Origin of the sequence: Pseudarthrobacter quantipunctorum (assembly GCF_045291495.1) — a bacterium.
Lineage (GTDB): Bacteria > Actinomycetota > Actinomycetes > Actinomycetales > Micrococcaceae > Arthrobacter > Arthrobacter quantipunctorum.
Genome location: NZ_CP148033.1, coordinates 281,875 through 303,291, shown reverse-complemented (window position 1 = coordinate 303,291; position 21,417 = coordinate 281,875). Strand labels below are relative to the sequence as shown.

20 protein-coding genes are annotated in these 21,417 nt (G+C 65.8%); 8 read left to right on the top strand and 12 right to left on the bottom strand.

The annotated features are described in order from the left end of the window. Window positions 1-110 precede the first annotated feature (110 nt). On the bottom strand, window positions 111-1,409 hold the full coding sequence (locus WHH00_RS01385) for an Nramp family divalent metal transporter (RefSeq protein WP_406635863.1): 1,299 nt from the start codon (window positions 1,407-1,409) through the stop codon (window positions 111-113). Between the two features lie 120 nt (window positions 1,410-1,529). After that, window positions 1,530-2,465 carry a dihydrodipicolinate synthase family protein gene (locus WHH00_RS01380; RefSeq protein WP_066279417.1) on the bottom strand — a complete coding sequence of 312 codons (936 nt, stop codon included), beginning with the start codon at window positions 2,463-2,465 and terminating at the stop codon, window positions 1,530-1,532. Between the two features lie 174 nt (window positions 2,466-2,639). On the opposite strand from WHH00_RS01380, the gene WHH00_RS01375 reads away from it, so the two are divergent. Next, window positions 2,640-3,665: a LacI family DNA-binding transcriptional regulator gene (locus WHH00_RS01375; RefSeq protein ID WP_406635861.1), complete on the top strand. Its 1,026-nt coding sequence runs from the start codon at window positions 2,640-2,642 to the stop codon at window positions 3,663-3,665. 19 nt (window positions 3,666-3,684) lie between these two features. Here WHH00_RS01375 and WHH00_RS01370 read toward each other — a convergent pair whose 3' ends face one another. The 3 genes from WHH00_RS01370 to WHH00_RS01360 all read right to left on the bottom strand — a co-directional run bounded on the left by WHH00_RS01370 (window position 3,685) and on the right by WHH00_RS01360 (window position 5,283). Beyond that, complete coding sequence (locus tag WHH00_RS01370) at window positions 3,685-3,873, bottom strand: hypothetical protein (RefSeq protein ID WP_406635859.1); 189 nt, start codon at window positions 3,871-3,873, stop codon at window positions 3,685-3,687. Window positions 3,874-3,946: 73 nt separating this feature from the next. Beyond that, a complete protein-coding gene (locus WHH00_RS01365) occupies window positions 3,947-4,366 on the bottom strand; it encodes a YkvA family protein (RefSeq protein ID WP_406635857.1) in 420 nt (139 codons plus the stop codon). A 77-nt stretch (window positions 4,367-4,443) separates the two neighbouring features. Then, window positions 4,444-5,283, bottom strand: coding sequence for a response regulator transcription factor (locus WHH00_RS01360; protein ID WP_406635855.1), 840 nt, complete (start codon window positions 5,281-5,283; stop codon window positions 4,444-4,446). Between the two features lie 335 nt (window positions 5,284-5,618). Between WHH00_RS01360 and WHH00_RS01355 the strand changes: the two genes are divergently transcribed. Then, window positions 5,619-6,710, top strand: coding sequence for a hypothetical protein (locus WHH00_RS01355; protein ID WP_406635853.1), 1,092 nt, complete (start codon window positions 5,619-5,621; stop codon window positions 6,708-6,710). Between the two features lie 103 nt (window positions 6,711-6,813). On the opposite strand, the gene WHH00_RS01350 is transcribed toward WHH00_RS01355, so the two are convergent. Further along, entirely contained in the window at window positions 6,814-6,975 is a 162-nt protein-coding gene (locus WHH00_RS01350) for a hypothetical protein (RefSeq protein ID WP_231453749.1), read from the bottom strand. Window positions 6,976-6,980: 5 nt separating this feature from the next. Then, a complete protein-coding gene (locus tag WHH00_RS01345) occupies window positions 6,981-8,072 on the bottom strand; it encodes a glycosyltransferase (RefSeq protein ID WP_406635850.1) in 1,092 nt (363 codons plus the stop codon). 350 nt (window positions 8,073-8,422) lie between these two features. Here WHH00_RS01345 and WHH00_RS01340 point away from each other — a divergent pair, with 350 nt between their 5' ends. Next, window positions 8,423-9,628, top strand: a complete 1,206-nt coding sequence (locus tag WHH00_RS01340; protein WP_406635848.1) for a rhamnogalacturonan acetylesterase — start codon at window positions 8,423-8,425, stop codon at window positions 9,626-9,628. Window positions 9,629-9,651: 23 nt separating this feature from the next. Here WHH00_RS01340 and WHH00_RS01335 read toward each other — a convergent pair whose 3' ends face one another. The 3 genes from WHH00_RS01335 to WHH00_RS01325 all read right to left on the bottom strand — a co-directional run bounded on the left by WHH00_RS01335 (window position 9,652) and on the right by WHH00_RS01325 (window position 12,221). After that, entirely contained in the window at window positions 9,652-10,116 is a 465-nt protein-coding gene (locus WHH00_RS01335) for a pyridoxamine 5'-phosphate oxidase family protein (protein WP_406635846.1), read from the bottom strand. Between the two features lie 67 nt (window positions 10,117-10,183). Then, the gene (locus WHH00_RS01330) at window positions 10,184-10,843 is read right to left on the bottom strand and encodes a response regulator (RefSeq protein WP_406635844.1); all 660 of its coding nucleotides are present in this window, start codon (window positions 10,841-10,843) and stop codon (window positions 10,184-10,186) included. Next, window positions 10,836-12,221, bottom strand: a complete 1,386-nt coding sequence (locus tag WHH00_RS01325; RefSeq protein ID WP_406635842.1) for a sensor histidine kinase — start codon at window positions 12,219-12,221, stop codon at window positions 10,836-10,838. Before WHH00_RS01325 ends, WHH00_RS01330 begins: the two co-directional genes overlap by 8 nt. A 168-nt stretch (window positions 12,222-12,389) precedes the next feature. On the opposite strand from WHH00_RS01325, the gene WHH00_RS01320 reads away from it, so the two are divergent. From WHH00_RS01320 to WHH00_RS01310, 3 genes are all read left to right on the top strand, one after another. Further along, on the top strand, window positions 12,390-13,496 hold the full coding sequence (locus WHH00_RS01320; protein WP_406635840.1) for an FtsX-like permease family protein: 1,107 nt from the start codon (window positions 12,390-12,392) through the stop codon (window positions 13,494-13,496). A 101-nt stretch (window positions 13,497-13,597) separates the two neighbouring features. Beyond that, window positions 13,598-14,305, top strand: a complete 708-nt coding sequence (locus WHH00_RS01315; protein ID WP_406635838.1) for an ABC transporter ATP-binding protein — start codon at window positions 13,598-13,600, stop codon at window positions 14,303-14,305. Window positions 14,306-14,459: 154 nt separating this feature from the next. Beyond that, the gene (locus WHH00_RS01310) at window positions 14,460-14,936 is read left to right on the top strand and encodes a sensor histidine kinase (RefSeq protein WP_406635836.1); all 477 of its coding nucleotides are present in this window, start codon (window positions 14,460-14,462) and stop codon (window positions 14,934-14,936) included. A 46-nt stretch (window positions 14,937-14,982) separates the two neighbouring features. On the opposite strand, the gene WHH00_RS01305 is transcribed toward WHH00_RS01310, so the two are convergent. After that, complete coding sequence (locus tag WHH00_RS01305; RefSeq protein ID WP_350005394.1) at window positions 14,983-15,594, bottom strand: NADPH-dependent FMN reductase; 612 nt, start codon at window positions 15,592-15,594, stop codon at window positions 14,983-14,985. A gap of 301 nt (window positions 15,595-15,895) precedes the next feature. Here WHH00_RS01305 and WHH00_RS01300 point away from each other — a divergent pair, with 301 nt between their 5' ends. Next, window positions 15,896-18,574, top strand: a complete 2,679-nt coding sequence (locus tag WHH00_RS01300; RefSeq protein WP_406635834.1) for a Tat pathway signal sequence domain protein — start codon at window positions 15,896-15,898, stop codon at window positions 18,572-18,574. A 104-nt stretch (window positions 18,575-18,678) separates the two neighbouring features. Here the strand turns inward: WHH00_RS01300 and WHH00_RS01295 are convergent, their stop codons facing one another. Then, window positions 18,679-19,917, bottom strand: a complete 1,239-nt coding sequence (locus WHH00_RS01295; RefSeq protein ID WP_406635832.1) for an IS110 family transposase — start codon at window positions 19,915-19,917, stop codon at window positions 18,679-18,681. A 530-nt stretch (window positions 19,918-20,447) separates the two neighbouring features. Between WHH00_RS01295 and WHH00_RS01290 the strand changes: the two genes are divergently transcribed. Continuing rightward, window positions 20,448-21,374, top strand: a complete 927-nt coding sequence (locus WHH00_RS01290) for an SRPBCC family protein (protein ID WP_406635830.1) — start codon at window positions 20,448-20,450, stop codon at window positions 21,372-21,374. The last annotated feature ends 43 nt before the right edge of the window (window positions 21,375-21,417 follow it).

The following is a 21,417-nucleotide window of genomic DNA, read 5'->3' as shown; positions in this document are numbered from 1 at the left end:
TTTCGCAGGGTTGCCGCAAATCTTGATTAAACATTGAGCCGTGCTTCCGCACGCAGTGCCCCCGCCGAAGGACGGCGGGGGCACTGCTGCGTGTGGATGCTCCAACCGTCCTAGCCGATGAGGAGCGTGATGAGCCGGATGGATGAGGCCACGATGGCGATCAGGCCGATGGCGCCGAACAGGTTGTGCCACCAGCGGTTGCGGAGCTCCCCCATCAGCGATGACCTGTTGGCCATAACGAGGATCAGCACGCCGAGCAGCGGGGCTATGAGCACGGTGAGGGACTGGGCGATGACAATCAGTCCCACCGGGGAGGACTGGAACGAGAGGGTGATGATCAGCCCGAAGGCGAGGATCATGCCCGTGACGATGCGTGCTGCCGGAGATCCGGCGTGGGTGCCGCGGCCCATGGCATCGGAGAGCATGGTGCCTCCCGCCGTGGCGTTGGCGATCATGGAGGAAAAGGCGGCACCGGAGAGGCCCAGGGCAAACAGCATGGAGCCGACGGGACCGGCCAGGGGTGCGAAGACGGAGGCCAGGGCGTTGATGGTTCCGGCCTCGGCGCCGGTCTTGCCCAGCACGGACGCGGCCACCAGGATGACCAGCGTTGTCATGATGCCGGGGGCGACGATTCCGGGGATGGTGTCAGCGAGGGTGATGTCGCGGTAGTCGGCGCGGGTGCGGCGGTGTTCCTTGATGCCGTACGAGGTGTAGAACGCAGCGTTGATCGAGAAGTTGGTGCCCACCAGGGCCACGATGAGGATCTCGCTTCCGGGCGGAAGCGACGGGACCATGCCTTCCATGGACCGGTACCAGTCAGGCTGGGCCACCACGGTGCTGGCGATGAAGGCGATCCCCATGAGGACAACAATGACCAGCAGGGCCTTCTCCACCAGGCCATAGACATTGCGGAAAGCCAGGACCAATCCGACGGCGGCCGTGCAGACCACCGTCCAGACCACCGGGGATCCGCCGAACACCAGGGACAGTCCGAGTCCGGAACCAACAGCGTTGCCCACCGAGAACATCAGCGTGATGCCGAAGACGCCGAAGCCTGCGAGGATGCCCACCGGCTTGCCGAGGTGTTCCTTGATGGAGGTGATCAGGGACGTCGGTGTGACGATTCCGAGCCGGACGCTCATGTCCGTGAAGAAGATCATCAGGATGGTGGAGACCGCGATGACCCAGACCAGGCTGTAGTCGAAACGGCTGCCCGCCTGGACGGCGGTGGTGAGGTTGCCGGGGCCGAACTGCCAGGCGCCCACCACGAAGGCCGGGCCCATCAGGGCCAGGTAGCCGAGGAAGGTACGGCGCTGTCCCGTTCCGGCGGGCGCGGGGTTTACGTGCGGGGCGGCCATCTGCTGCTCCATCTGTCCGGGATGGATGATGGTCCTATTCTGCTCGCGCATCTGCGAGTCCTCCTTCTACAGCTGCAATGCTGTGGGTCGTCGTTGACCGGGTGGAGAGTAAAAGCGGGGACCGGGTGGCGGGCTGTGGGCCCGCCACCCCGTAGGGATCCGGAAGAAGGATCAGACAGTGGCCGTGACGCTGCCGAGGTTTGCGGACTTCAGGGCCAGGGCGATTTCTGCGCCGGCGCCCTCAGCGAGGGGAAGCAGCGGAGGCCGGACCGTGGCGTGCTCCAGGATGCCGCGGGCAACGAGGCCTTCCTTGAGCGCCACCGTGCCTTCCATGTGCGAGCCCCGGTGGTACACGTTCTTGGTGACGGGCAGCAGGCGGTCGTGGATGGCGCGGGCTGCGGGGTAGTCCTTGGCCTTGCCGGCTGCGATCAGTTCCACCAGCGGCTCGGGTGCCAGTCCGCCGTAGCCCACCAGGGCGCCGTCGACGTCGAACATGGTGTGCAGCAGGTACTCGTCGTGGCAGGTGAGGATTTGCAGGTCCGGGTAGGTTGCCCGGAGCACGGGGATTTCGGTGTCCCAGCGCTTCATGTTGCGGACGCCGTTCTTGGTGGCGAACACGCCTTCCTGGCCGGCGATCTCCAGCTGGGTTTCAAGGTCGTAGGTGGCCTTGGTGGCGTCCGGGTACTGGAAGAGGATCAGCGGCAGGCCGGAGGTCTCGTAGATTTCCTTGTACCGGGTCTGGGGTGCGCCCTTCTGGTACCCAAAGCGCAGCCAGCCGTGCGAGGGGTAGACGAGTCCGGCGGAAGCGCCGGCCTCCACGGCCCGCTTGGCCTCAAGGGCTGCGACGGTGTTTCCTTCGCCGGTGATGCCGGCGATGATCGGGATTTCGCCGTTTACGGCGTTCTTGAATTCGCGGATCACCAGGGCCTGCTCGTCCTGGGTGAGGAAGGTGCCTTCACCCGCGTGGCCGAGGACCACCAGGCCCTTGACGCCTTCAACGCTTGCCAGCCAGCCTCCCAGCCGGTGGATGGCGTCGACGTCGACGCTGCCGTCGCGGTTGAACGGGGTGACGGGGGCGGGGACCAGCCCGCGGAGATCGATGGTCATTTCACTACCTCTGTCTTCTTTGATGGTCGGCAGTCCCGCTATTTGAAGTTAGATGAGAACGTTTGCGGGAACGTTTTCATTGTGACGCGTGTCGCAGACCGCTGTCAAGAGAACGTTTGCAGAAAGTGGGAATAGAGTGTCTTTACACGCTTGCTGCAGGAGAGGAGAACCGTCATGGAACCCGTGGCATCCGGCTCGATCGTCACCCTTAGGGATGTTGCTGCAGCCAGCGGCGTCAGCATTTCCACGGCCAGCCGGGCGCTGGACGAACGGACAGCGTCCCGGTCAGCCGCGGCGGCGCACGTCAGGAAAGTGGCCGAGGAGCTTGGCTACCGCCGGAACTCCTTTGCCTCCGGCCTCCGCCGGGGTGAGACCAGGACCCTCGGCGTCCTTGTCCCCCGCTTGAGCGACACCGTCATGGCACTCATGTTTGAAGAACTCGAGCGTGCGGCCTCCTCCCGCGGATATTTCGCGATGGTGGCCACCAGCGGTGACGACCCCAACGACGAACGACGCGCGGCAGAGACCCTGCTCGACCGGAACGTGGACGGCCTGATCCTGGCAACAGCACGGCTCGACGACGAACTTCCCCGCCGGCTGCGGGAGCGGAAGGTTGCACACGCCCTTGTGCTCCGCACCGACGGCGTCAGCCCCTCAGCCCTGGGGGACGACGAGGTGGGGGGCTACCTCGCAGTCCGTCACCTCATAGACCTTGGACACAGCGACATCGCAGTGGTCACCGGGCCCACATTCACGTCAACAGGAATCGCCCGCATGGCCGGCGCACGCCGGGCCCTGGCCGAAGCACACCTCGACGCCCGCGAGGAGTGGATCATTACCGGGGGCTACGGCATCGAAAACGGGTTCAGTGCCGGCGAGGAGCTCCTGGGGCGGGAGAGCCGCCCCACGGCAATCTTCGCGGCGAACGACAACATTGCCATGGGAATCATGGCAGCGGCCCACCGGCACGAGCTCAAGATCGGGGCGGATCTGGCACTGGTGGGCTATAACGACACGCCCCTGGCCGCCAGGCTTCCCACTCCCCTGACATCCGTCCACGTGCCTTTGGACCAGATCGCAAGGACGGCGATTGACCTCATTGTTGAGCCCGGGGCGGAGCCACAGGTACGGATGTCGATGCCCTCGCTCATCCCCCGGGAATCAAGCGGTGCACCGCTCGTCCACGGCGGCGGGAAATGAGCGGTCCGGGCGCCGGGGCCTAGTCTGTCTCCGGCGCGTCCGTGGCGGCCGGATCCTCCTCGGGTTCAAAGGTGTTGGGTTCCGCGTCCGTACCGATCCCGACGCCATCCTCCTGGCCGGGAACACCGCCGTCGCTCTTTCCCTGGGCACTGGCTGCACCCTCCTGCGGATCGTCTTCAGGCAGTGAATCTGGTGAGTTGACAGTCATCGCTCCTCCTTCATTGGCCGGTCCTTCACGCTAACAGCCCCCGGCAGGAAAGGCGCGGATACAGCCAAAGAATTTACGGCCGACGGCGGACGGGCGCCGCCGCGCGGAGGATGATTTCCAGCCCGGCCGGGGTGCCCGGCCAGTGCCGCCCAAGCGCCCCGGGACCCGCCCGCTTGAGGACAGAGCGCAGTACCAACGCCACGATGACGGCGTCATCCGCGTAGCCGATCACCGGAATGAAATCCGGCACCAGGTCGATGGGCAGGAGCAGGTAACCGAGCAGCAGGACCAGCCGCACCCGCACACCGGCGGGGAGCGTCCGGTCCGCGGCAAGCCTCCGGACCAGCCGGAGCAGGTCCGGGAGCAGGCGCAGCGCGTCCTTCATGGTGACGGTTTCGGGGTGGCGCCGGGCGTAGATCCACAGCAGCACGAGGAGCACGGCGTACGCCAGCAGCAGGCCGGCCACAATTCCGGCGACGGTTTCCCAGGCCATTCTCCGCCTCCTCAGCAGGGCCGGTGGTGGATGCCGGCTACTGACTGAGGGTACGCCAAGGGGCGGTGTTGCTGCGGTTACGGCGTCATCCGGTAGCCCACGCCGCGGACGGTCTCCACCCAGCGTGGATTCTGCGAGCTGTCACCCAGGCGCTTGCGCAGGTTGCCCACGTGGACCTCGACGGCGCGTTCTTCGCCCGCGGTGACAAAGGATCCTGTGTTGTACGGCTCGTTGCGGAGCCGCCGCACCAGGTCCGCCTTGGTCTGGACGGTCCGCCCGTTCTCCATGAGCACCAGGAGGATGTCGAACTGGGTGCGGGTCAGGTCCACGGGCTCGCCGTTGATGGATGCCTGGCGGGACGCCTCGTGGAGGGACAGGCCCCTGTGGGCGAAATCGCAGCAGCCCGGGGCTGCAGGTGAACCCGCCTCGCCGTCCGGACTTCCGTGCGGCTGCTGCCCCGCAAGAGCATCCTGCCGGGTTTGCCTTGGCGGTTGCCGTTCGCCTCTTCGTGGCGGAAGTGCCCGTTCTGCCGGAGCTTCCCGCAGTGTCCGCGGCCGCCGGAGCATGGCGGCAATCCGCGCCCGCAGCTCGCGGGGGCGGAAAGGCTTGGTGAGGTAGTCATCCGCGCCGGCCTCAAACCCCATCAGGGTGTCGGCTTCGTCCACCCTTCCGCTGACGATGATGAGGTAGGCGTCGCTGAAGGTCCGGATACGCCGGGACGCCTCGATGCCATCAAAGTCCGGAAGCCCAACGTCCATGGTGACGATGTCCGGGTCATGCTCGCGGACGGCATCCACGCCCGCAACGCCTGAGGCTGTTGAATGGACGGCGAACCCCGACTGCTGCAGCACTTCCGTCAGGGTTGTCCTGATGTCGTCGTCGTCCTCCACCACCACGGCAACACCGCGCTCCACCATTCACTCCCCCAAGCTCTCTTCATTTTTGCGCCCAGGTTTTCCTCAAGCACATTCAAGGAATATTCGGAGAAACGGGCAATATGGATTGCTTTCGTTATTCCGCACCGTGGGACGGGTAAAAGCCTAACCCAATGGATTGAAAGGTTACTTATCTCCTTCGTCTAAATTGAGCATTTCTTGAGCTTTGGCAAATATTGCGTATTTCCTGAGATATGCCTCACGCAAAATTAAGTTCGTTGAGCTATTGCCTTCGCCCGAGTTCCTGGCTGAAGATCAAGCTGTGCGCTCCACAGGGGCGCAATTGCTCGCTGGGAGCAACCGAAAAGGGGCGTTTCATGGCTGATTTTCGCTTTTTTGTCTCACATCCCAAGCGCCGGACGAAACCGCTGGCAATGCTGGCAGCGGCCGCCGTCGCCATGCTTGCCTGCGTGCCGTCCGCCCAGGCAGCGGACACCACGCCGCTGGACCCCAACCCGGGGCCCGCAGGAAACTTCGCCTGGAAGGGATTCAACTGGGAGAAGCGCTTCTGGGGCGGTGCACCGCAGTACAACAAGGCCTTCGCGGCCGCGAACGTCAGCAATCCGGATGCCAACGGCCACATCACCATGAACCTGACCAACCCCACCGGCGAAGCCCCCGTGGGAGCGGAGTTCCAGTCCACGCGGAAAGGGTTCGGTTACGGGACCTACACCACCACCGTGGAAAAGAACCTGGAAACGCTGCAGAAAGAAGTGGTGTGGGGCTGCCTGTTCACATACGACCCCCTGGCCGAACCTGGCTACAACGAAATCGATCTCTGCGAGGCCTCCGCGTGGGGCGGCGGCGCCGCATACGGGGAGTCCTGGCCGGTGACCCAAGGCCACGGCTATTGGTTTGATGCCACCAAGCCTCCCGGTGAAGGAAACAACACCACCGTCTTCGACGTCACGCCGGACCCGGTCACCACCCACCGGATGGTGTGGGAGCCGGGGAAGATAACCTTCGAAACCTTCGCCGGCGAAGGGTTTGCGGGCAGCCTCCTGAAGCGCACGGTCCTGGAAGGGGCCACCGTCCCGGTGCCGGCCCAGGAACAGATCCACTTCAACCTGTGGGTAACCGGGGGCGGCGGCGGGGATCCTGCCCATGTGCAACCGGAAAGCGTGGTGATCAGGGATTTTTCCTTTACCGCAGCTTCCGGCCCAGTGCAGGCGCAACCCGTCTCCGCCATCAAGCTGGCTGCCGCCACCACCAAGGCGAAGTCCGTCAGCACCACCACCCTGACATGGACAGGGGCCACGGGCGCCAACGTGACCCTGTGGATCAACGGGGCACAGAAGTCCGTGGCCAATACAGGCTCCTACGTCAACAAAATCAAGGGTGGAAAAACCACTTCCTATAAAGTCTGCGATGCCGCCGGGTGTTCGAACGTGGTCAGCGTGGTGACCTGACCCGCCGTCGTAATAGCCACAAGCAGAACGCAGGGCACCATCAACGATGCCCTGCGTTCCTGCTAACCGCGCAGTTGTGGTCCGGGGACTACTTGGCCCGGAACTACTTGGTGCCGCGGACGGGGATGATCCTCTTGATGGCGAGGCCCAGTGCCAGGAGCGCAAAGGCTGCGAGGGCGAACCAGAACACGTCCCCCGCGCCGGTCATGGCGAGGGTTCCGGAACCGGCTCCGGCTGCTGCGGGAACTGCGGGATTGTTATACATGGTTCTTACCAGGCTTTCTTTCTATTAAAGGCTGCGTCTGTGTACGCCTTCGCGTGAACCAGCTGCAGGAAAAGGTCGATCACCAGCTCGTACATGGTGGCGGCCGCGAGCATGTATCTCCATCCCCGGAGCCGCACCGTCACCACTCGTTCGATCACGAAGACACCGGTCACGGCAAGCCAGAACGGCTGGATGTGCAGCCCCGCCCCCGTGCCCAGTGCAACCGCCACCGTGCTGAGGTAGCCAAGCGTCACCAGGACGCCCGCCACCGAAAGAACCTGCCTCCCCCAATACGGCCTGGTGACCCGCGTCCAGCCGTACTGGACACAGTTCTCCACCGCGCCGCGCTTCCACCGCAGGCGCTGCGCCCAGAGTTCCCGCCAGGTGGGCATGACCTCGGTGACCAGGGTGCAATCGGCGGGGGATTTGATCCGGTACTTCAGCGTCAGCAGGGCAAAGGACAGCTCGTTATCTTCCGTCAGGACCGAGGTATCGTAGACGCCGCCCCTGCCATTTCCGGGAGGCAGCGTGCCATCCAGCCTGGCCGCGGATACGTCGCGGAGCGTCCGGACCCGGAACAGCGCGGCGGTGCCGGTGACCACCAGGCACTTACCGTGCAGCCGCCGCACGTCCCTGGCGTACCGGGCGTATTCATTCCTTTGCAGGTGGCCGACGAATCCGCCGCCCTCGCCGCCCCGGAACACTCCACCCACGGCACCAAGCCGCGAATCAGCCTGAAGGTGCCCCACCGAGCGTTCAATGAAATCCCGTGAGAGCTGCGAATCGGCATCCTGCACCAGGACCATGTCCTCAGGCTCAGCCTCCGGCAGCAGGCCAGCGAGCACGAAGTTGAGGGCGCCTGCCTTCTTGCCGGTGTTGCCCACTGTTGGCACCACCTCGGCGCCCGCCGCCAGGGACATAGCTTCCGTTTTGTCCGTGCAATTATCTGCCACCACAATTATCCGATCAGGGATAATTGTCTGGTTTTGCAGAGACAAGAGTGTTTCACCGATTCCCGCGGCCTCGTTGTGGGCCGGGATGATGACCGTGATCACAGGGTTGCCCCTGCCATAAGCCCGGGCCTGAATATTGCCCATAATTGCGACGCCGCGCATATTTTTCCCCGCTGAAACCATTTGAAGTTCTATTGACTTTGAGTGTTTCAACGCGAACTCAAATCGTTTGCACAGAAGCGGCAAAGAAACTACAAGCTTCAATCAAGACGGCCGCACGTACCTCAAGCTCAGGAAGCAGCGGCGCTGAGCTCAAGGGCAGGCGCTGGCCCTCCCGATGCCAGCCCGCGCCCCGCCCATGGGTGAACAAGTAGAAGCAGAATCGCACGAAAGCGCACAAAATCTCTTGACTCGTTACAGCGAGCGCTGTTACACATGATGTAAAGCCTTTTCTGAAACGATACAAACTCTTGTCCTCATCAAAGGAGATGACTGTGCCTGCTGCTGCCCAACCCTCCAACCGCCCGGTTTCTTTATCCCGCTGCCGCGGACGGGCAAGGACATACCTGGCCGCCGGCCTCGCTGCGGCAGCCCTGCTGGCCGGGGCGGGCGTGGCCGTTACCGCACCGGCCGCCAATGCCGAGCCGAGCAACTACCGCTTCGACTTCGGCAACGGGCCCGTGGAGCACGGGTACACCGGCGTCAGCGCCACCGACGCCTACAGCCCCGAAACCCGCTACGGCTTCAACACCCCGGAGCATATGGCCAACGTTTCCGCCAAAGGCACCGGAGCCGGGAGCGATGCCGTTCGCTTCCTCCAGTTCGGGACCAAGAGCGCCAACACGTTCAACGTGGACCTGAAGGAAGGCCTTTACAAGGTCACAGTCACCCTTGGCGACACCTCCCGGGCGAGCATCGCGGCTGAAGGCGTGTTCCAGGAAATGAACCTGACCGGAAACGGCGCCACGGCCTCCTTTGAAATTCCCGTGACCGATGGCCAGCTGAACCTCCTGGTCACGGAGGGCAAAGTTGGCACGGCTTTCACACTAAGCTCGCTGGCCATCGACAAGGTCTCGCGCCATCCGGAGATGGACCCCACCATCTGGGTGGGCGGCGACTCCACAGTGGCCAGCTACTACCCCCTGGAGAACAGCGTCCAGGGCGGCTGGGGCCAGATGCTGCCGCAGTATGTCGACCCCGCGGCGTTCGATGTCCGGAACATGGCCACCGGCGGACAGATTGCCCGCGGCTTCCGCAATGACGGCCAGCTCGAAGCCATCCTCCAGTACATCAAGCCGGGCGACCTGTTCCTGCTGGAGATGGGCATAAACGACACTGCAGCCAAGAACGCCACCACCGAGGCAGAGTTCAAGGAGATCATGCGTGACATGGTCCGCCAGGTGGCAGCTACCGGCGCCACACCGGTGCTCGTCACCCCGCAGGGCCGCGCCACGGACTTCGTGGACGGCGTGCACACCTCGGTCAACCGCTGGTACCGCAACTCAACCGTTGCCCTTGCACAGGAGGAGGGCGTGCACCTGGTTGATTTGAACGTCCTGGCGTCCGCCTACTTCACGGAGATTGGCCCGGAAGCCACCCTGGCCCTGTTCATGACCGGCGACACGCTGCACCCCAACCGCGCCGGCGCCTCCGAACTGGCGCGCCTGGTGGCCGGGGACCTTGCCCGCCAGGGTCTCTAGGCAGGATCTCTGGACCAGGGTCTCTAGATCCAGTCAGCGGAGAAATCCTGCGGCGGCCACCACCGGGTGCGAGCCTGGACGTAGAACCTGCGGCCGGTAACCTCCGTGGGATTGATCCGGATCAGGTGCTCCTTGAGGCCGGACTCCCACGGTTCGCGGTCCGGGTCGGACAGTTCCAAGGGCACATTGCCGTCGGCCACGGGCTCGGGTATCCCCTTGACCACAACGCTCCACACTTCGGTGCTGTACGCGTTCAACCCGTCTGTCTCCAGGGCCACCAGGGTTCCGGCGAGCAGGGAGTACAGCTTGGTGCCGGGGGCAGTCCTGAAGTACAGGGCACCTTCCGCCGGCACGAAGTTCACGGGGAAGATTTCCGGTGTGGTTCCGTTGATGACTGCCAGCCTGCCGATATAGGAGGAGCGCAGGTACTTCCAGCACTCCTCTTCTGGAAGGACTTCAGTTTTGGGTCCCGACGGTGAGTTCTCCATGGCCCGAAGTCTAGGCCTCTGGCTGCCGGAGGGAGTAGGGCCTTCCTTCCCGTGAGCTAAATTCCGCTCAGCTCACTTGCCCGGGCGGACGGATGATCCGGCGCTGCGTTGCGGCGGCGATGGCTGCCGTCCTGTTGTCCACGCCGAGCTTGCCGTAGATGTGGACCAGGTGCGTCTTAACCGTTGCCTCCGAGATGAAGACCTGCTTGGCGATGGCGCGATTGGACAGCCCGGTGGCGAGCAGCTCCAGCAGTTGGACCTCCCGCGGGGTGAGCGAGGTGCCAGGGTTGGAGATGCGGTTCATGAGCAGGGCGGCGGCCTTGGGTGCCAGGACCGTCTCCCCGGCTGCTGCGGCGAAAACGGCCTGGCGGATCTGTTCCGGAGGCGCGTCCTTGAGCATGTAGCCGCTGGCGCCTGCCTCTACGGCGGCGAGGATATCGGCGTCGGTGTCGTAGGTGGTCAGGATCAGGACGGGCGGCGGCGCAGCCAGCTTCCTGATCGCGGCCGTGGCCGCCACCCCGTCCATGCCCGCGCCCATTTGCAGGTCCATCAGCACCACGTCCACCGCGTCACCCAGGACCGCCAGGCGCGAGAGTTCCTTCAGGGCGGCTTTCCCGTCCGCAGCTTCAGCGGTGATGGAAATGCCCTTGAACTCGGTGAGCATGGCCCTCAGGCCGGCGCGGACCACCGGATGGTCGTCCACCAGCAGGACGCGCACGTCAGCCACGCGTGCCTCCCCCGGAACCATCGAGCGGCAGCCGGATAGCCACCACCGTTCCTTCGCCCGCGGCGGTCTCCAACTCCAGGGAGCCGCTGAGGGCCCTTACCCTTTCCTCCAGCGAGCGGAGGCCGAATCCGCTGCCGTCCGCCCCGCCGTCGTGCCCGGTACCGGGGACGCGCATCCCGGAGACACCCGTCCTGGAGACGCGCGTCCCGGCGGCAGGCGGCGCGTCAAAGCCCACGCCGTCGTCGTAAATGTCCATGGTGACTTCCGTGCCCAGGAAGGTGAGCGTGACCACGGCGTTGCCGGCATGGGCGTGATCGCGGACGTTGGCAAGGCTCGCCTGGGCCGCGCGGAGCAGCGTCACCTGGTGCGGTTGAGGCAGCTCGGCAGGTTCGCCGTCCACCTCCAGCCGGCAGCGGAGCTCAGCTCCCGCCGCCGCGGCGCCCGATTCGGTCTCTGCGCAGAGCCGGCGGAGGGCCTCCACCAGCGTGGTGTCGTGCAGCTGCGGAGATGACAGGCCGCGGACAAAGCTCCGCGCCTCGGCCAGGTTGTCCGCCGCAGTCTGCTGCATCAGCGCCACCCGCGATGCTGCGGTGGCTGTATCCCCGTGGGCCAGCGACTGTTCCGCGGCCCGGGCCAGCAGCACGATGCTGGAAAGGCCCTGGGCAAGGGTGTCGTGGATTTCCCGGGCCAGCCGCTCCCGCTCGGCCAGCACCCCGGCCCCGTGCTGGGACGCCGCAAGTTCCTGGCGGGTGCGGCGCAATTCATCCGCGGCCCGCCGCTGGTTCTCCGCCTCCCGGTAGAGCGCAACATAGGCAAGGCCGGTGATGACGGCGAAGGCGGCGCCAAACAGCGGCCCGACGACGGCGGCCGCGTGCGGGACCGGGTCCCCGCTGGCAGACCATTGGGACGCGATGACCGCGGCCGTCATGAGTGCGATGGTCAGCAGCGCGGCACGCCTGGGCAGCAGGTGCAGGTGCAGGAAGAACAGGGGGAACGCCAGCCAGGCAAAGTCGGCACTGCCCACCAGCAGGAGAGCCCAGAGTGCCGTCACCGCCGCGAGCCAGTGGAGGCCGTAGCGGCGGGGGTTGAACCGGATCCGGCCCGCGGCATGGCGGTGTTCCAGGATTGTCCCGGTGAGGTACACCGCGGCCAGGACAAGGGCCAGGCCCGCCCAGAGGAACGGGAAGGTGCCCCGGGAGCCCGGCGCCAGCAGCCGGACCAGGCCCACCACCAGCAGGGCGGCGAACCCGGTGTGCAGCGTCACCCTCAGCACCCGCAGGATCGCTTCCGAGGACGCCGTCTCCACAGCGCTCAGGGGGTCCTTCGGGGCATGGGTGCCGGGTCCGCCGGAAGGGTGCAGGGCAGGGGTGGCGGACATGCCACCAGCTTATGCGCGCCCGCCCGGCGGCGGGTCAATCAAAAGGTTGACTCCGGGTTCCACCTTTCATCCCGGGCGTATCAACTCCCTGCCCGATGGACCGGGGAGGGGCGGGCGGGACAGTGGATGGAGACCTTATCCAGTGGGACCAACCGAGAGAAGAACAACGTGTTTCTGGCAATCCGCGACATCCGTTTCGCCAAGGGCCGGTTCGCCATGATGGGCGGCGTGGTGGCCCTGATTACCCTGCTCCTGGTCATGCTGTCCGGCCTCACCGCCGGGCTGGCTGAACAGTCAACCTCCGCGATCGGCAAGCTGGGGGCTGGCGCCGCTGCGCCGGTGGACACCGTGGTGTTCGGCGCCCCCGGCTCCGGCACGCCCAAGGCCTCCTATACGGAAAGTTCCGTGACGGCGGCCCAGGCGGAGAGCTGGCGGAGCCGGCCGGGCGTCCGCGCTGCCGAGCCGGTGGGGATCACCCAGAGCCGTGCCCAGGGTGCGGCGGCGGGCTCGGGCACCACCAATGTGGCCGTGTTCGGGGTGGCTCCCGGCAGCGGGCTGGCGCCTGTGGACGTTTCTGCCGGCACCGCGGTGGTGGGCGCCTCCGTGGCCGAGGCCCTGTCCCTGCAACAGGGGGACGCACTGGCCATCGGCGGGGTGGAACTCACCGTGGCCGCGGTTGTTGAGGACCAGTGGTACGCCCACACCAGCGTTGTGTGGACGGCGCTTCCGGCCTGGTCCAGGCTGGCCCACGTGTCCGACGGCGGCCAACTGGCTACCGTCATTGCCGTCACCTACCAGGACGGCGCGGCAGTTGATGAGGCCGCCGCGGACGCCGCGGCGAATACGGTGAGCGCCTCACGGACAGATTCCTTCCAGGCACTGGGCTCGTTCAAGAGCGAGAACGGCTCGCTGACGCTGATGCAGGCTTTCCTCTACGGCATCTCGTCCCTGGTGATTGTGGCATTCCTGACTGTGTGGACCATCCAGCGGACCCGCGACATCGCCGTCCTGAAGGCCATGGGGGCGCCGGCGTCCTACATCCTGCGGGATGCCATCACGCAGGCAGCAATTGTCCTGCTAGCCGGGGCCGGCTTGGGCGGGTTTGCCGGTGTCCTGGCGGGGCGGGTGGCCGCCCAGGCAGCCCCCTTCCTCCTCAGCCCTGCCACCACGCTGCTTCCCGTCGTCGGGATTGTAGCCCTGGGGCTGGCCGGAGCTGCGCTGGCCGTCCGCCGCGTCACCAAAGTAGATGCCCTGCTGGCCCTCGGCGGGTACTGACACCCCTCCCCCCGTCTGAGTTTTGGTCCAGATATGCAGGCCTAGCGTGCCCCGATCCCTGCATATCTGGACAAAAACTCCAATCCTGTGAAAGGAACACAATGTCTGCCTACTCCTCCCCGGCTCCGTTGGAACTGCTCAATGTCACCCTTGAATACCCCGATGGAGGCGGCACCACCACCGCCCTGGACCGCGTCAGCCTGGCAGTCCCCGCCGGGCACGTGGTGTCGCTCGTCGGACCGTCCGGCTCGGGAAAGTCGAGCCTCCTTGCCGCCGCTGCCACCCTGGTCCGCCCCACCAGCGGGCGGGTCATCATCGACGGCACCGACACAACCAGCCTTCCGGGCAAGGCGCTCACGGCACTGCGCCGCAGCAAGGTGGGCATCATCTTCCAGCAGCCCAACCTGCTCCCCTCACTCACGGCCGCCGAACAGCTCATCATTGGCGACCACCTCCGCGGCAAACCCATGAAGGCCGCCCGGAAGAAGGCCGCCGGGCTCCTTGACGTCGTCGGCCTGTCCGCGAGCGCCGGGAAGCTCCCCCACCAGCTCTCCGGCGGCCAGCGCCAGCGTGTCAACATCGCCAGGGCCCTGATGGGAAACCCGAAAGTCCTGCTGGTGGATGAGCCGACGGCCGCCCTTGACCACGAGCGCAGCGCCTCGGTCATCCGGCTGCTGTGCCAGGTGACCTCCGAGTTCAACGTGGGCACGGTGCTGGTCACGCATGACACGGAGTTTGTTCCGTTCACCGATGCGGTGGCCACCATGCGCGACGGGGCCCTCGCCGCCCCGGTGCTGACCGGCGCCTGAAAGCACGGTTGGCAGGGGGTTTTGCGCGCACCAATTACAGGGCAACCCCCGCCACGGAGAATTGACCGGATCTTGCGGCAAACCTTGCCGTGCCCTGAAGTTGCGGGGCCACGCTGGAGTCATGGACCAACCAGCTTGTGGGGAGCAGGAAACAATGGGAAATCGAACAGCTTTAGACGGGGAAGTCACCGCCGTGGACGGCGTGCTCACGGATCAGCATCCGCTCGACTTCTACGCGCTGGGCCTGGCCGGCTGCATCGACCGGCTCACGGCGCCCCTCCGCCACCGGGGAACCGCCGTCCGTTGGGACACCCCGCACTGGGGCATCGAGATCCCGAAGGACTGCGCGTCCCTCCTCTATCAGTCGGCACGCGAGGCGCTTAGTAACGTCTACAAACATTCCGGGGCGTCGCACCTGGCCGTCCAGCTCGCCGCCGTGGACCACGGCATTCGCCTGGTAGTGGCCGACGACGGCACGGGCTTTGACAGTGAAGCCGCCACCTGCGGGCGCCACCACGGCTACGGCCTCCGGCTCATGTCAGTGGCCGTCCATGAGGCCGGCGGCACCGTGGACATCCGCTCCGCCCCCGGGCAAGGCACCAGCGTCACGGTTACCCTGCCGCTGGATTAAAGCTCGGATGCCCGCCGTTGCTGGGACGGCGGGCATCCGGAAAACCCTAACGGGTCAGTTTGGCCGAATCGGGCTCAAGGTCGCCGATGTGGCCGGGTGCGTTGGCCGCCAGGACCCGCTGGACGAAGGCGCAGTACTCCTCCATGTAGTGGCGCAGGAACTTGGCAGTGCCCTCATTCTTGACCTCGCCGTCGTCGCCAAACACGGCGGCGTCGAAGTGGATGTAGGCCTCGGGTGCGTTGAGCTGCGGCGCGTCCAGGAAGCTCAGGACGCTGCGCATGGACGACTGCATCACCGCGGTACCGATGCTTCCCACGGAAGCTCCGATAATTCCGGTGGGCTTGCGGGCAAAGGAGTTGCTTCCCCAGGGCCGGGAGCCCCAGTCGATGGCATTCTTGAGCGCCCCGGGGATGGAGCGGTTGTATTCCGGGGACACGAACAGGAGCCCGTCTGCCGCCTCGATGGCTTCCTTGAGGGCGCGGCCTTCCGGCGGGAAGTCAGCGTCGTAGTCGTAACTGTAGAGGGGGAGGTCCTTGATGGGGATCTCCGTGAACTCGAGGTCCTCGGGAGCGAGTTTGATCAACGCCTTGGCCAGGACCCTGTTGATGGAGCCGGTTGCCAGGCTCCCCACGAAGTAGCCGATTTTGTACGGTGCCATGAGTGTTCCTTCCAATAGCCGGTCCGCGCCGGCAGGCCATATTTCCGGAATGAGTGCCGCCCCAGGGGGAGCCGCATGTGGTGCCCATTGCACCCATCAGTCCAGCACAGAAGCCGGGGCACGGCCAGAGGTTGCGGCGTGTTGGAGAGCTGCCGGAGTCCTTCCGAATCCCGGCCTCCCCTTGCGGTCCTGCCTTGGCTCGCCTATTTTGAAACGAATCAGAAACCGCTTTCCGCCGGTGTTTCACCTGCTGACGAGAGCTGGCCATTTCCGCGGACGCGAAACAACAGAATTGGATCACATGACGGACAGCACCCTCATCAGGTGGATCGACGGCCAGGCACCTTCGGAATCCAGCGGCGGGACCACCTGGGGCATGCCCTTCGCCCGCGGCTCGGTGCCCTCAGCGGACGCCCTCTCCGTCACGGATGCCGGCGGCAGGGCCGTCGCCGCCCAGGCCTGGCCCCTGGCCACCTGGCCGGACGGCTCCCTCAAATGGGCAGGCATCGCACTCCCCGCCACCAGCTCACCGTCGGACTTCTACCATGTGGCGTCCGACGGCGGCGCGTCACCCCGGGAAGCCAGCCAGCCGCCGTCGGGCGCTGCCGGCGTCACTGCCATCGAAACCGGTGATGCCCTCACGGTGGACACCGGAACGCTCCGGATGGTGATCAAACGCGCGGGCTCCACGCTCTTCAGCAGCCTCACCCGCGGCGGCGTCGAGGTGGCGCGGGACGCCCGCCTGGTCAGCCTCCTGCAGGACGGCCTTGCGGACGACCAGGGAGGCGACGGCGTCGGCACCTTCAGCCGGGAAGCCTTCACCGGCGTGGTCACCGCCGCAGTGCTTGAACAGAGCGGACCCGTGCGCGCCGTGGTGCGGCTGGAAGGCCAGCACCGGCCGGACGCGCGGGCCAGTGGCATTGGCAGCGACAGCGGCCGGGAAAGCTGGCTGCCCTTCGTGGTCAGGTTCTACTTCCACGCCAACGCCCGCAGCGTCCGCATGGTGCACTCCTTCATCTGGGACGGGGACGCGGACCGCGACTTCCTCGCAGGGCTCGGCGTGCGGTTCACTATTCCCCTGCAGGCAGAGCTGCACAACAGGCACATCCGGATAGCAGGGGCCGACGGCGGCTTCCTCACCGAAGCGGTCCGCGGCCTGACCGGCCTGCGCCGGGACCCCGGCAAGGACGTCCGCCGCGCCCAGGTGGAAGGCCGCGCCACCCCGCCCGCGGCAGGCTGGAACCCGGAGGTGTCCGAACGGCTGCGCCTGATTCCGGCCTGGAACGACTACACGCTCAGCCAGCTCAGCGCCGACGGCTTCGAGCTGCGAAAGCGGACTGCGCCCGGCCACGCCTGGGTGGGGATTTCCGGCGGCACCAGGTCGGCCGGCTTCTGCTCGCTGACTGACACCCGTTGCGGGTTTGGCGTGGGCGTCAAGGACTTCTGGCAGTCCCACCCCGGCCAGCTGGACATCCGCAACGCCGCGACGGACCAGGCCTCCCTGACCGCTTGGCTGTACTCCCCCGAAGCCCAGCCCATGGACCTGCGTTTCTACCATGACGGCCTGGGCCAAGACACATTCAAGGAACAGCTTGAGGGCCTCGAAATCACCTACGAGGACTACGAGCCGGGCTTCGGAAACGCACGCGGCATTGCCCGCACACATGAGTTAACTCTGTTCGCCTACGACGGCACGCCGGCAACCGAAAGCCTGGCGGCCGACGCCGCTGCCGCCTCAACCCCGGCCCTGCTGCAGGCCACCCCGGAGTACATGCACTCCGTGGGCGTCTTCGGTGATTGGGACCCGGTGGACCGCAGCACCTCCGCCCGCGCCGAGCTGGAGGACCACCTGGACTTTCTCTTCGACTTCTATGCCGGCCAGGTGGAGCAGCGGCGCTGGTACGGGTTCTGGAACTACGGCGACGTGATGCACACCTACGACCACGACCGGCACGTGTGGCGGTACGACGTAGGCGGTTATGCGTGGGACAACTCCGAGCTCTCCCCCGACCTCTGGCTCTGGTACTCCTACCTGCGCTCCGGCCGTGCGGACATCTTCCGGTTCGCGGAGGCCATGACGCGGCACACCGGCGAGGTGGACGTCTACCACCTGGGACCGTGGCGCGGCCTCGGCTCGCGGCACAACGTCCAGCACTGGGGCTGCAGCGCCAAGCAGCTCCGCATCAGCACGCCCGCCTACCGCCGCTTCTACTACTACCTGACGGCGGATGAACGGACCGGTGACCTGCTGGCCGAGCTGGTGGACAGCGACCAGAACTTCCTGGGGCTGGACCCCGTGCGCAAGGTCCGCCCCGACGCCGACACCTACCGGCCCAACCGGGGCGCCCTGGGCGTTGGCCTCGGAACGGACTGGGGCTCGCTCGCCGCCACCTGGCTCACCGACTGGGAACGTACGGGCAACCCCCGCTCGCGCGACCGGCTCCTGGGCACCATGGCGGACATCGGCGCCCTCAAGTACGGCTTCCTTACCGGCGAGGCGCTCTACGACCTGGACAAGGGACGCTTCGACACCGCCAGGGAGCTGATCCAGGTGTCCCACCTGAGCGCCGTGTTCGGCCTGGTGGAGATCTGCAGCGAACTGGTGGACCTTGTTCCGGATCCGGGGTTCGAGCGTGCCTGGCTGCAGTACTGCCGGCTCTTCCTGGGCACGAAGGAGGAACAGGTGGAGGCGGTAGGACAGCCGCTGGAGGGCATCTACCTCACCCAGGCGCACAGCCGGCTCACCGCCTACGCGGCTGCCCGGCTGAACGATCCGGACCTGGCCGCCCGCGCCTGGACGAGCTTCGCCGAAGGAGGCGAACACCTCAACCACAGCTCGGCCTTCACGCTGCGGAAGATCGAGCCGCCGCACGTGCTGCTGCCGGTGGATGAGGCACCCACCGTGTCCACCAACGACGCCTCCCAGTTCGGGCTCGCCGTCATCCAGAACCTGGCGATGATCGGCAACCACCTGCGGTAGCTCTGCGCGCTCGTGACGGCGGCACCCGGCCTTGATTCCCCGAGCCAGGTGCCGCCGTCGCCCGTTAACCATTCCCCTCCCAACTAATACGAAAGTAGGGTGGGTCAGGCCGCTGTGACCGGGGTGATGGTGACGTCGTATCCGAGGCTATTGAGTTGTTTGATGGCGTTGTTCTTCGCCCGGGATGGGTTGGTCCGGGTGTAGTAGTCGGCTCCTGGTTCTAAGTAGCATTCGCCGTTGGCGAGCATGTGCCAGGCCGCGGTCAGGATGGAATGCTCGACGGCGACGAGGGCTTTGTTGCGGCCGCTGCGGGCTGTGAGGCGGTGGTATTTGGCGGCGAGGTAGGTGTTCTTGGATTGGGCCGCTGACATGGCCGCGATCCCAAGTGCACCTTTGAGGTATTTGTTTCCGGGCATGATGTGTGCTGATTTGATCCGGCCGGCGGATTCGTTGGCGCCGGGACACACTCCGGTCCACGATGCGAGCCGGCCGGGGGTTTCAAAGACGGCCATGTCCGCACCGGTTTCGGCGATGATCACTTCGGCGACTCGTTGGGAGACTCCTGGGATGGTGGCCAGGGCATCCCTGGCGTCACGAAAGGGTTCCATCGCCTCCTCGATCCGTGCGGTGAGTGCCTGAATGGTCCGGGTGTGGGCGTCGATCTGGTTCAGGTGCAGCTTTGCCATGAACGCGTGGTGGGGTTTGAACCTGCCGGTGAGCGCGTCGACGAGGGCGGGGATTTTTGAGCGCATCGTTCCGCGGGCCATGCAGGCCAGGACGTTCGGGTTCCGTTCACCATTGATGAGGGCTTCGAGCATGTCCCGGGAGGAGACCCCTGTCAGGTCAGAGACCACCGAGGAGAGTTTGATCCCGGAGCTCTCCAGGAACTTCTCGAGCCGCTGGATCTCACGGGCCCGGTCGCGGGTGGCTATGGCGCGGGCGCGGGTGAGGTCCCGCAGTTCCCGGATCGGCTCCGGTGGCACGAACGAGGCCCGCAGCAGCCCGTGCGCGGCTAACTGGGCCAGCCAGGCAGCGTCCGAAACATCGGTTTTCCGGCCCGGGATGTTCCGGGCAGCTTTGGCGTTCACGAGCATCACCGGCAGGGTTTCTTCGAGCAGATAGAAGAACGGTTTCCAGTAATCGCTGGTTGCTTCCATCACCACAACGGTGACGTGTTCGCGTTCCAGGAACTCCCGCAACTCCAGGATCGCCTGCGTGGTCGCGCCCCAGGTCGTGACCTTCGAGGTGTAAGTCCCGGCCCGGTCCCCGGGTATCCGCACGCAGACCTTTGCATCGCGTTTGGAGATATCCATTCCCGCGGCGCGTTCATGAACAATGTCCATTCCAGTTTCCTCCAACACTGATGAACGGTTATGACAGCGTCTGCCAACACTGATGAACGGTTATGACAGCGTCTGCCTCGGGGAGGACTGGGATTATTCAGGAATCTAACACCCGTGCTTAAGAGCAACAATCCACGGTTCCCGTGGGAGTCCTCCACACCACGCTAGGTAACGGACTCAAGGCACCAAGTTGGGTCGGCGTTCACCGAGACGGACACCACCATGATCCGCCCCACACACCTGCCTGACCAGAGACCCGGAAGGCCGGAGGCAGACTTTCCAGGCCCACGGCGCGCCAGCGGCGCTCATACGCTAGGTAGCAGCAGATGCTGTTATCAGCCCTCAAAACGACATCTGCTGCGACCCAGTTGGGGTGGTGGGCGGCAGCGTGGGCCGGCACTGATTTCTTCCAGCCCGGTGGGACGTTCGAATGTATGCTCTGGAAACCGGCGTGCCCAGCAGGTACATTGGTAAGCATGCTGATGATTTACCGAATCGTCAGCTTCCGGTAACACAGCGAAGGAGACGTTATGAGCACGAAGGTGGAAAAACGCATTCTGGTGAACGTACCGGTAAGCACGGCTTACAACCAGTGGACGCAGTTCGAGGAGTTCCCGCACTTCATGGGCGGAGTCAAGAGCGTGACCCAGCTCAGCGATGACAGGCTCGAGTGGGTGGCCGAGATCGGCGGCATCCGCCGGCAGTGGGAAGCGAAGATTCTGGAGCAGGTCCCGGACCGGAAGGTCGCCTGGGCAGCTACGGAGGGCGCCACGAACGCCGGGGCGGTCGAGTTCGAGGACGTGGGCGGCGGGCAGACTTCCCTCCGGCTGACGCTTGAATACGAGCCCGAAGGAATCATCGAAAAGGTCGGCGACAAGCTCAACGTGGTTGACCGCCAGGCCGAGGCAGACCTGCAGCGGTTCAAGGAATTCATCGAGGACGAGGGGTACGCCAGCGGCGCCTGGCGCGGACGCGTGAGCACAGGCGCACCGGCGGGCACCCCGGGCGTTGAGCACGCTGCCGGATCCCGCGGCGACTCCGGCAAGGCAGGCGTTTCCGGCAAGGTTGCCGCCGGCCTGGGCGTTGCCGCGGCAGCGGGCGCAGCAGCAGCCATGGCAGCAGGCGGCAACAAGGAGACAACCGCCGTCGCCGATGAAACGGTAACTCCTGTGACTCCCGGAGAGCCGGTCACCGTCACCCCGATTCCCACGGACACAACGACCACCGATACCACTACGGGTACGACGGCGGCAGCGGGCTCCAGGGGGTCGGTCGCCGATCTGGGAAATGACAGGATCGGCCACGCCTTCGACCAGACCAACGGCCTGGTGGACACCACCGGCGAGTCCGACGAGACGGCGGAAGGTGAGAACCTGAGCGCCGCCGAGCGCGAGGGCGACGACCGCCGGCGCGACGGCGGCCTGCCGCCCGTCGGCGGGAACCTCGGCACGCACTAACCGGTTCAGCCGCAGCACAAAGCGCCGCCCGCCTCTCCCCCGA

Bases quoted from the DNA above. Each gene is read 5' to 3' on its own strand.
- WHH00_RS01335 (WP_406635846.1), bottom strand. From the start codon at position 10,116: ATGGAGAACTCACCGTCGGGACCCAAAACTGAAGTCCTTCCAGAAGAG.
- WHH00_RS01300 (WP_406635834.1), top strand. From the start codon at position 15,896: ATGACGGACAGCACCCTCATCAGGTGGATCGACGGCCAGGCACCTTCG.
- WHH00_RS01370 (WP_406635859.1), bottom strand. From the start codon at position 3,873: ATGACTGTCAACTCACCAGATTCACTGCCTGAAGACGATCCGCAGGAG.
- WHH00_RS01355 (WP_406635853.1), top strand. From the start codon at position 5,619: ATGGCTGATTTTCGCTTTTTTGTCTCACATCCCAAGCGCCGGACGAAA.
- WHH00_RS01290 (WP_406635830.1), top strand. From the start codon at position 20,448: ATGAGCACGAAGGTGGAAAAACGCATTCTGGTGAACGTACCGGTAAGC.
- WHH00_RS01350 (WP_231453749.1), bottom strand. From the start codon at position 6,975: ATGTATAACAATCCCGCAGTTCCCGCAGCAGCCGGAGCCGGTTCCGGA.
- WHH00_RS01360 (WP_406635855.1), bottom strand. From the start codon at position 5,283: ATGGTGGAGCGCGGTGTTGCCGTGGTGGTGGAGGACGACGACGACATC.
- WHH00_RS01365 (WP_406635857.1), bottom strand. From the start codon at position 4,366: ATGGCCTGGGAAACCGTCGCCGGAATTGTGGCCGGCCTGCTGCTGGCG.
- WHH00_RS01295 (WP_406635832.1), bottom strand. From the start codon at position 19,917: ATGGACATTGTTCATGAACGCGCCGCGGGAATGGATATCTCCAAACGC.
- WHH00_RS01375 (WP_406635861.1), top strand. From the start codon at position 2,640: ATGGAACCCGTGGCATCCGGCTCGATCGTCACCCTTAGGGATGTTGCT.
- WHH00_RS01315 (WP_406635838.1), top strand. From the start codon at position 13,598: ATGTCTGCCTACTCCTCCCCGGCTCCGTTGGAACTGCTCAATGTCACC.
- WHH00_RS01385 (WP_406635863.1), bottom strand. From the start codon at position 1,409: ATGCGCGAGCAGAATAGGACCATCATCCATCCCGGACAGATGGAGCAG.
- WHH00_RS01380 (WP_066279417.1), bottom strand. From the start codon at position 2,465: ATGACCATCGATCTCCGCGGGCTGGTCCCCGCCCCCGTCACCCCGTTC.
- WHH00_RS01345 (WP_406635850.1), bottom strand. From the start codon at position 8,072: ATGGGCAATATTCAGGCCCGGGCTTATGGCAGGGGCAACCCTGTGATC.
- WHH00_RS01325 (WP_406635842.1), bottom strand. From the start codon at position 12,221: ATGTCCGCCACCCCTGCCCTGCACCCTTCCGGCGGACCCGGCACCCAT.
- WHH00_RS01305 (WP_350005394.1), bottom strand. From the start codon at position 15,594: ATGGCACCGTACAAAATCGGCTACTTCGTGGGGAGCCTGGCAACCGGC.
- WHH00_RS01310 (WP_406635836.1), top strand. From the start codon at position 14,460: ATGGGAAATCGAACAGCTTTAGACGGGGAAGTCACCGCCGTGGACGGC.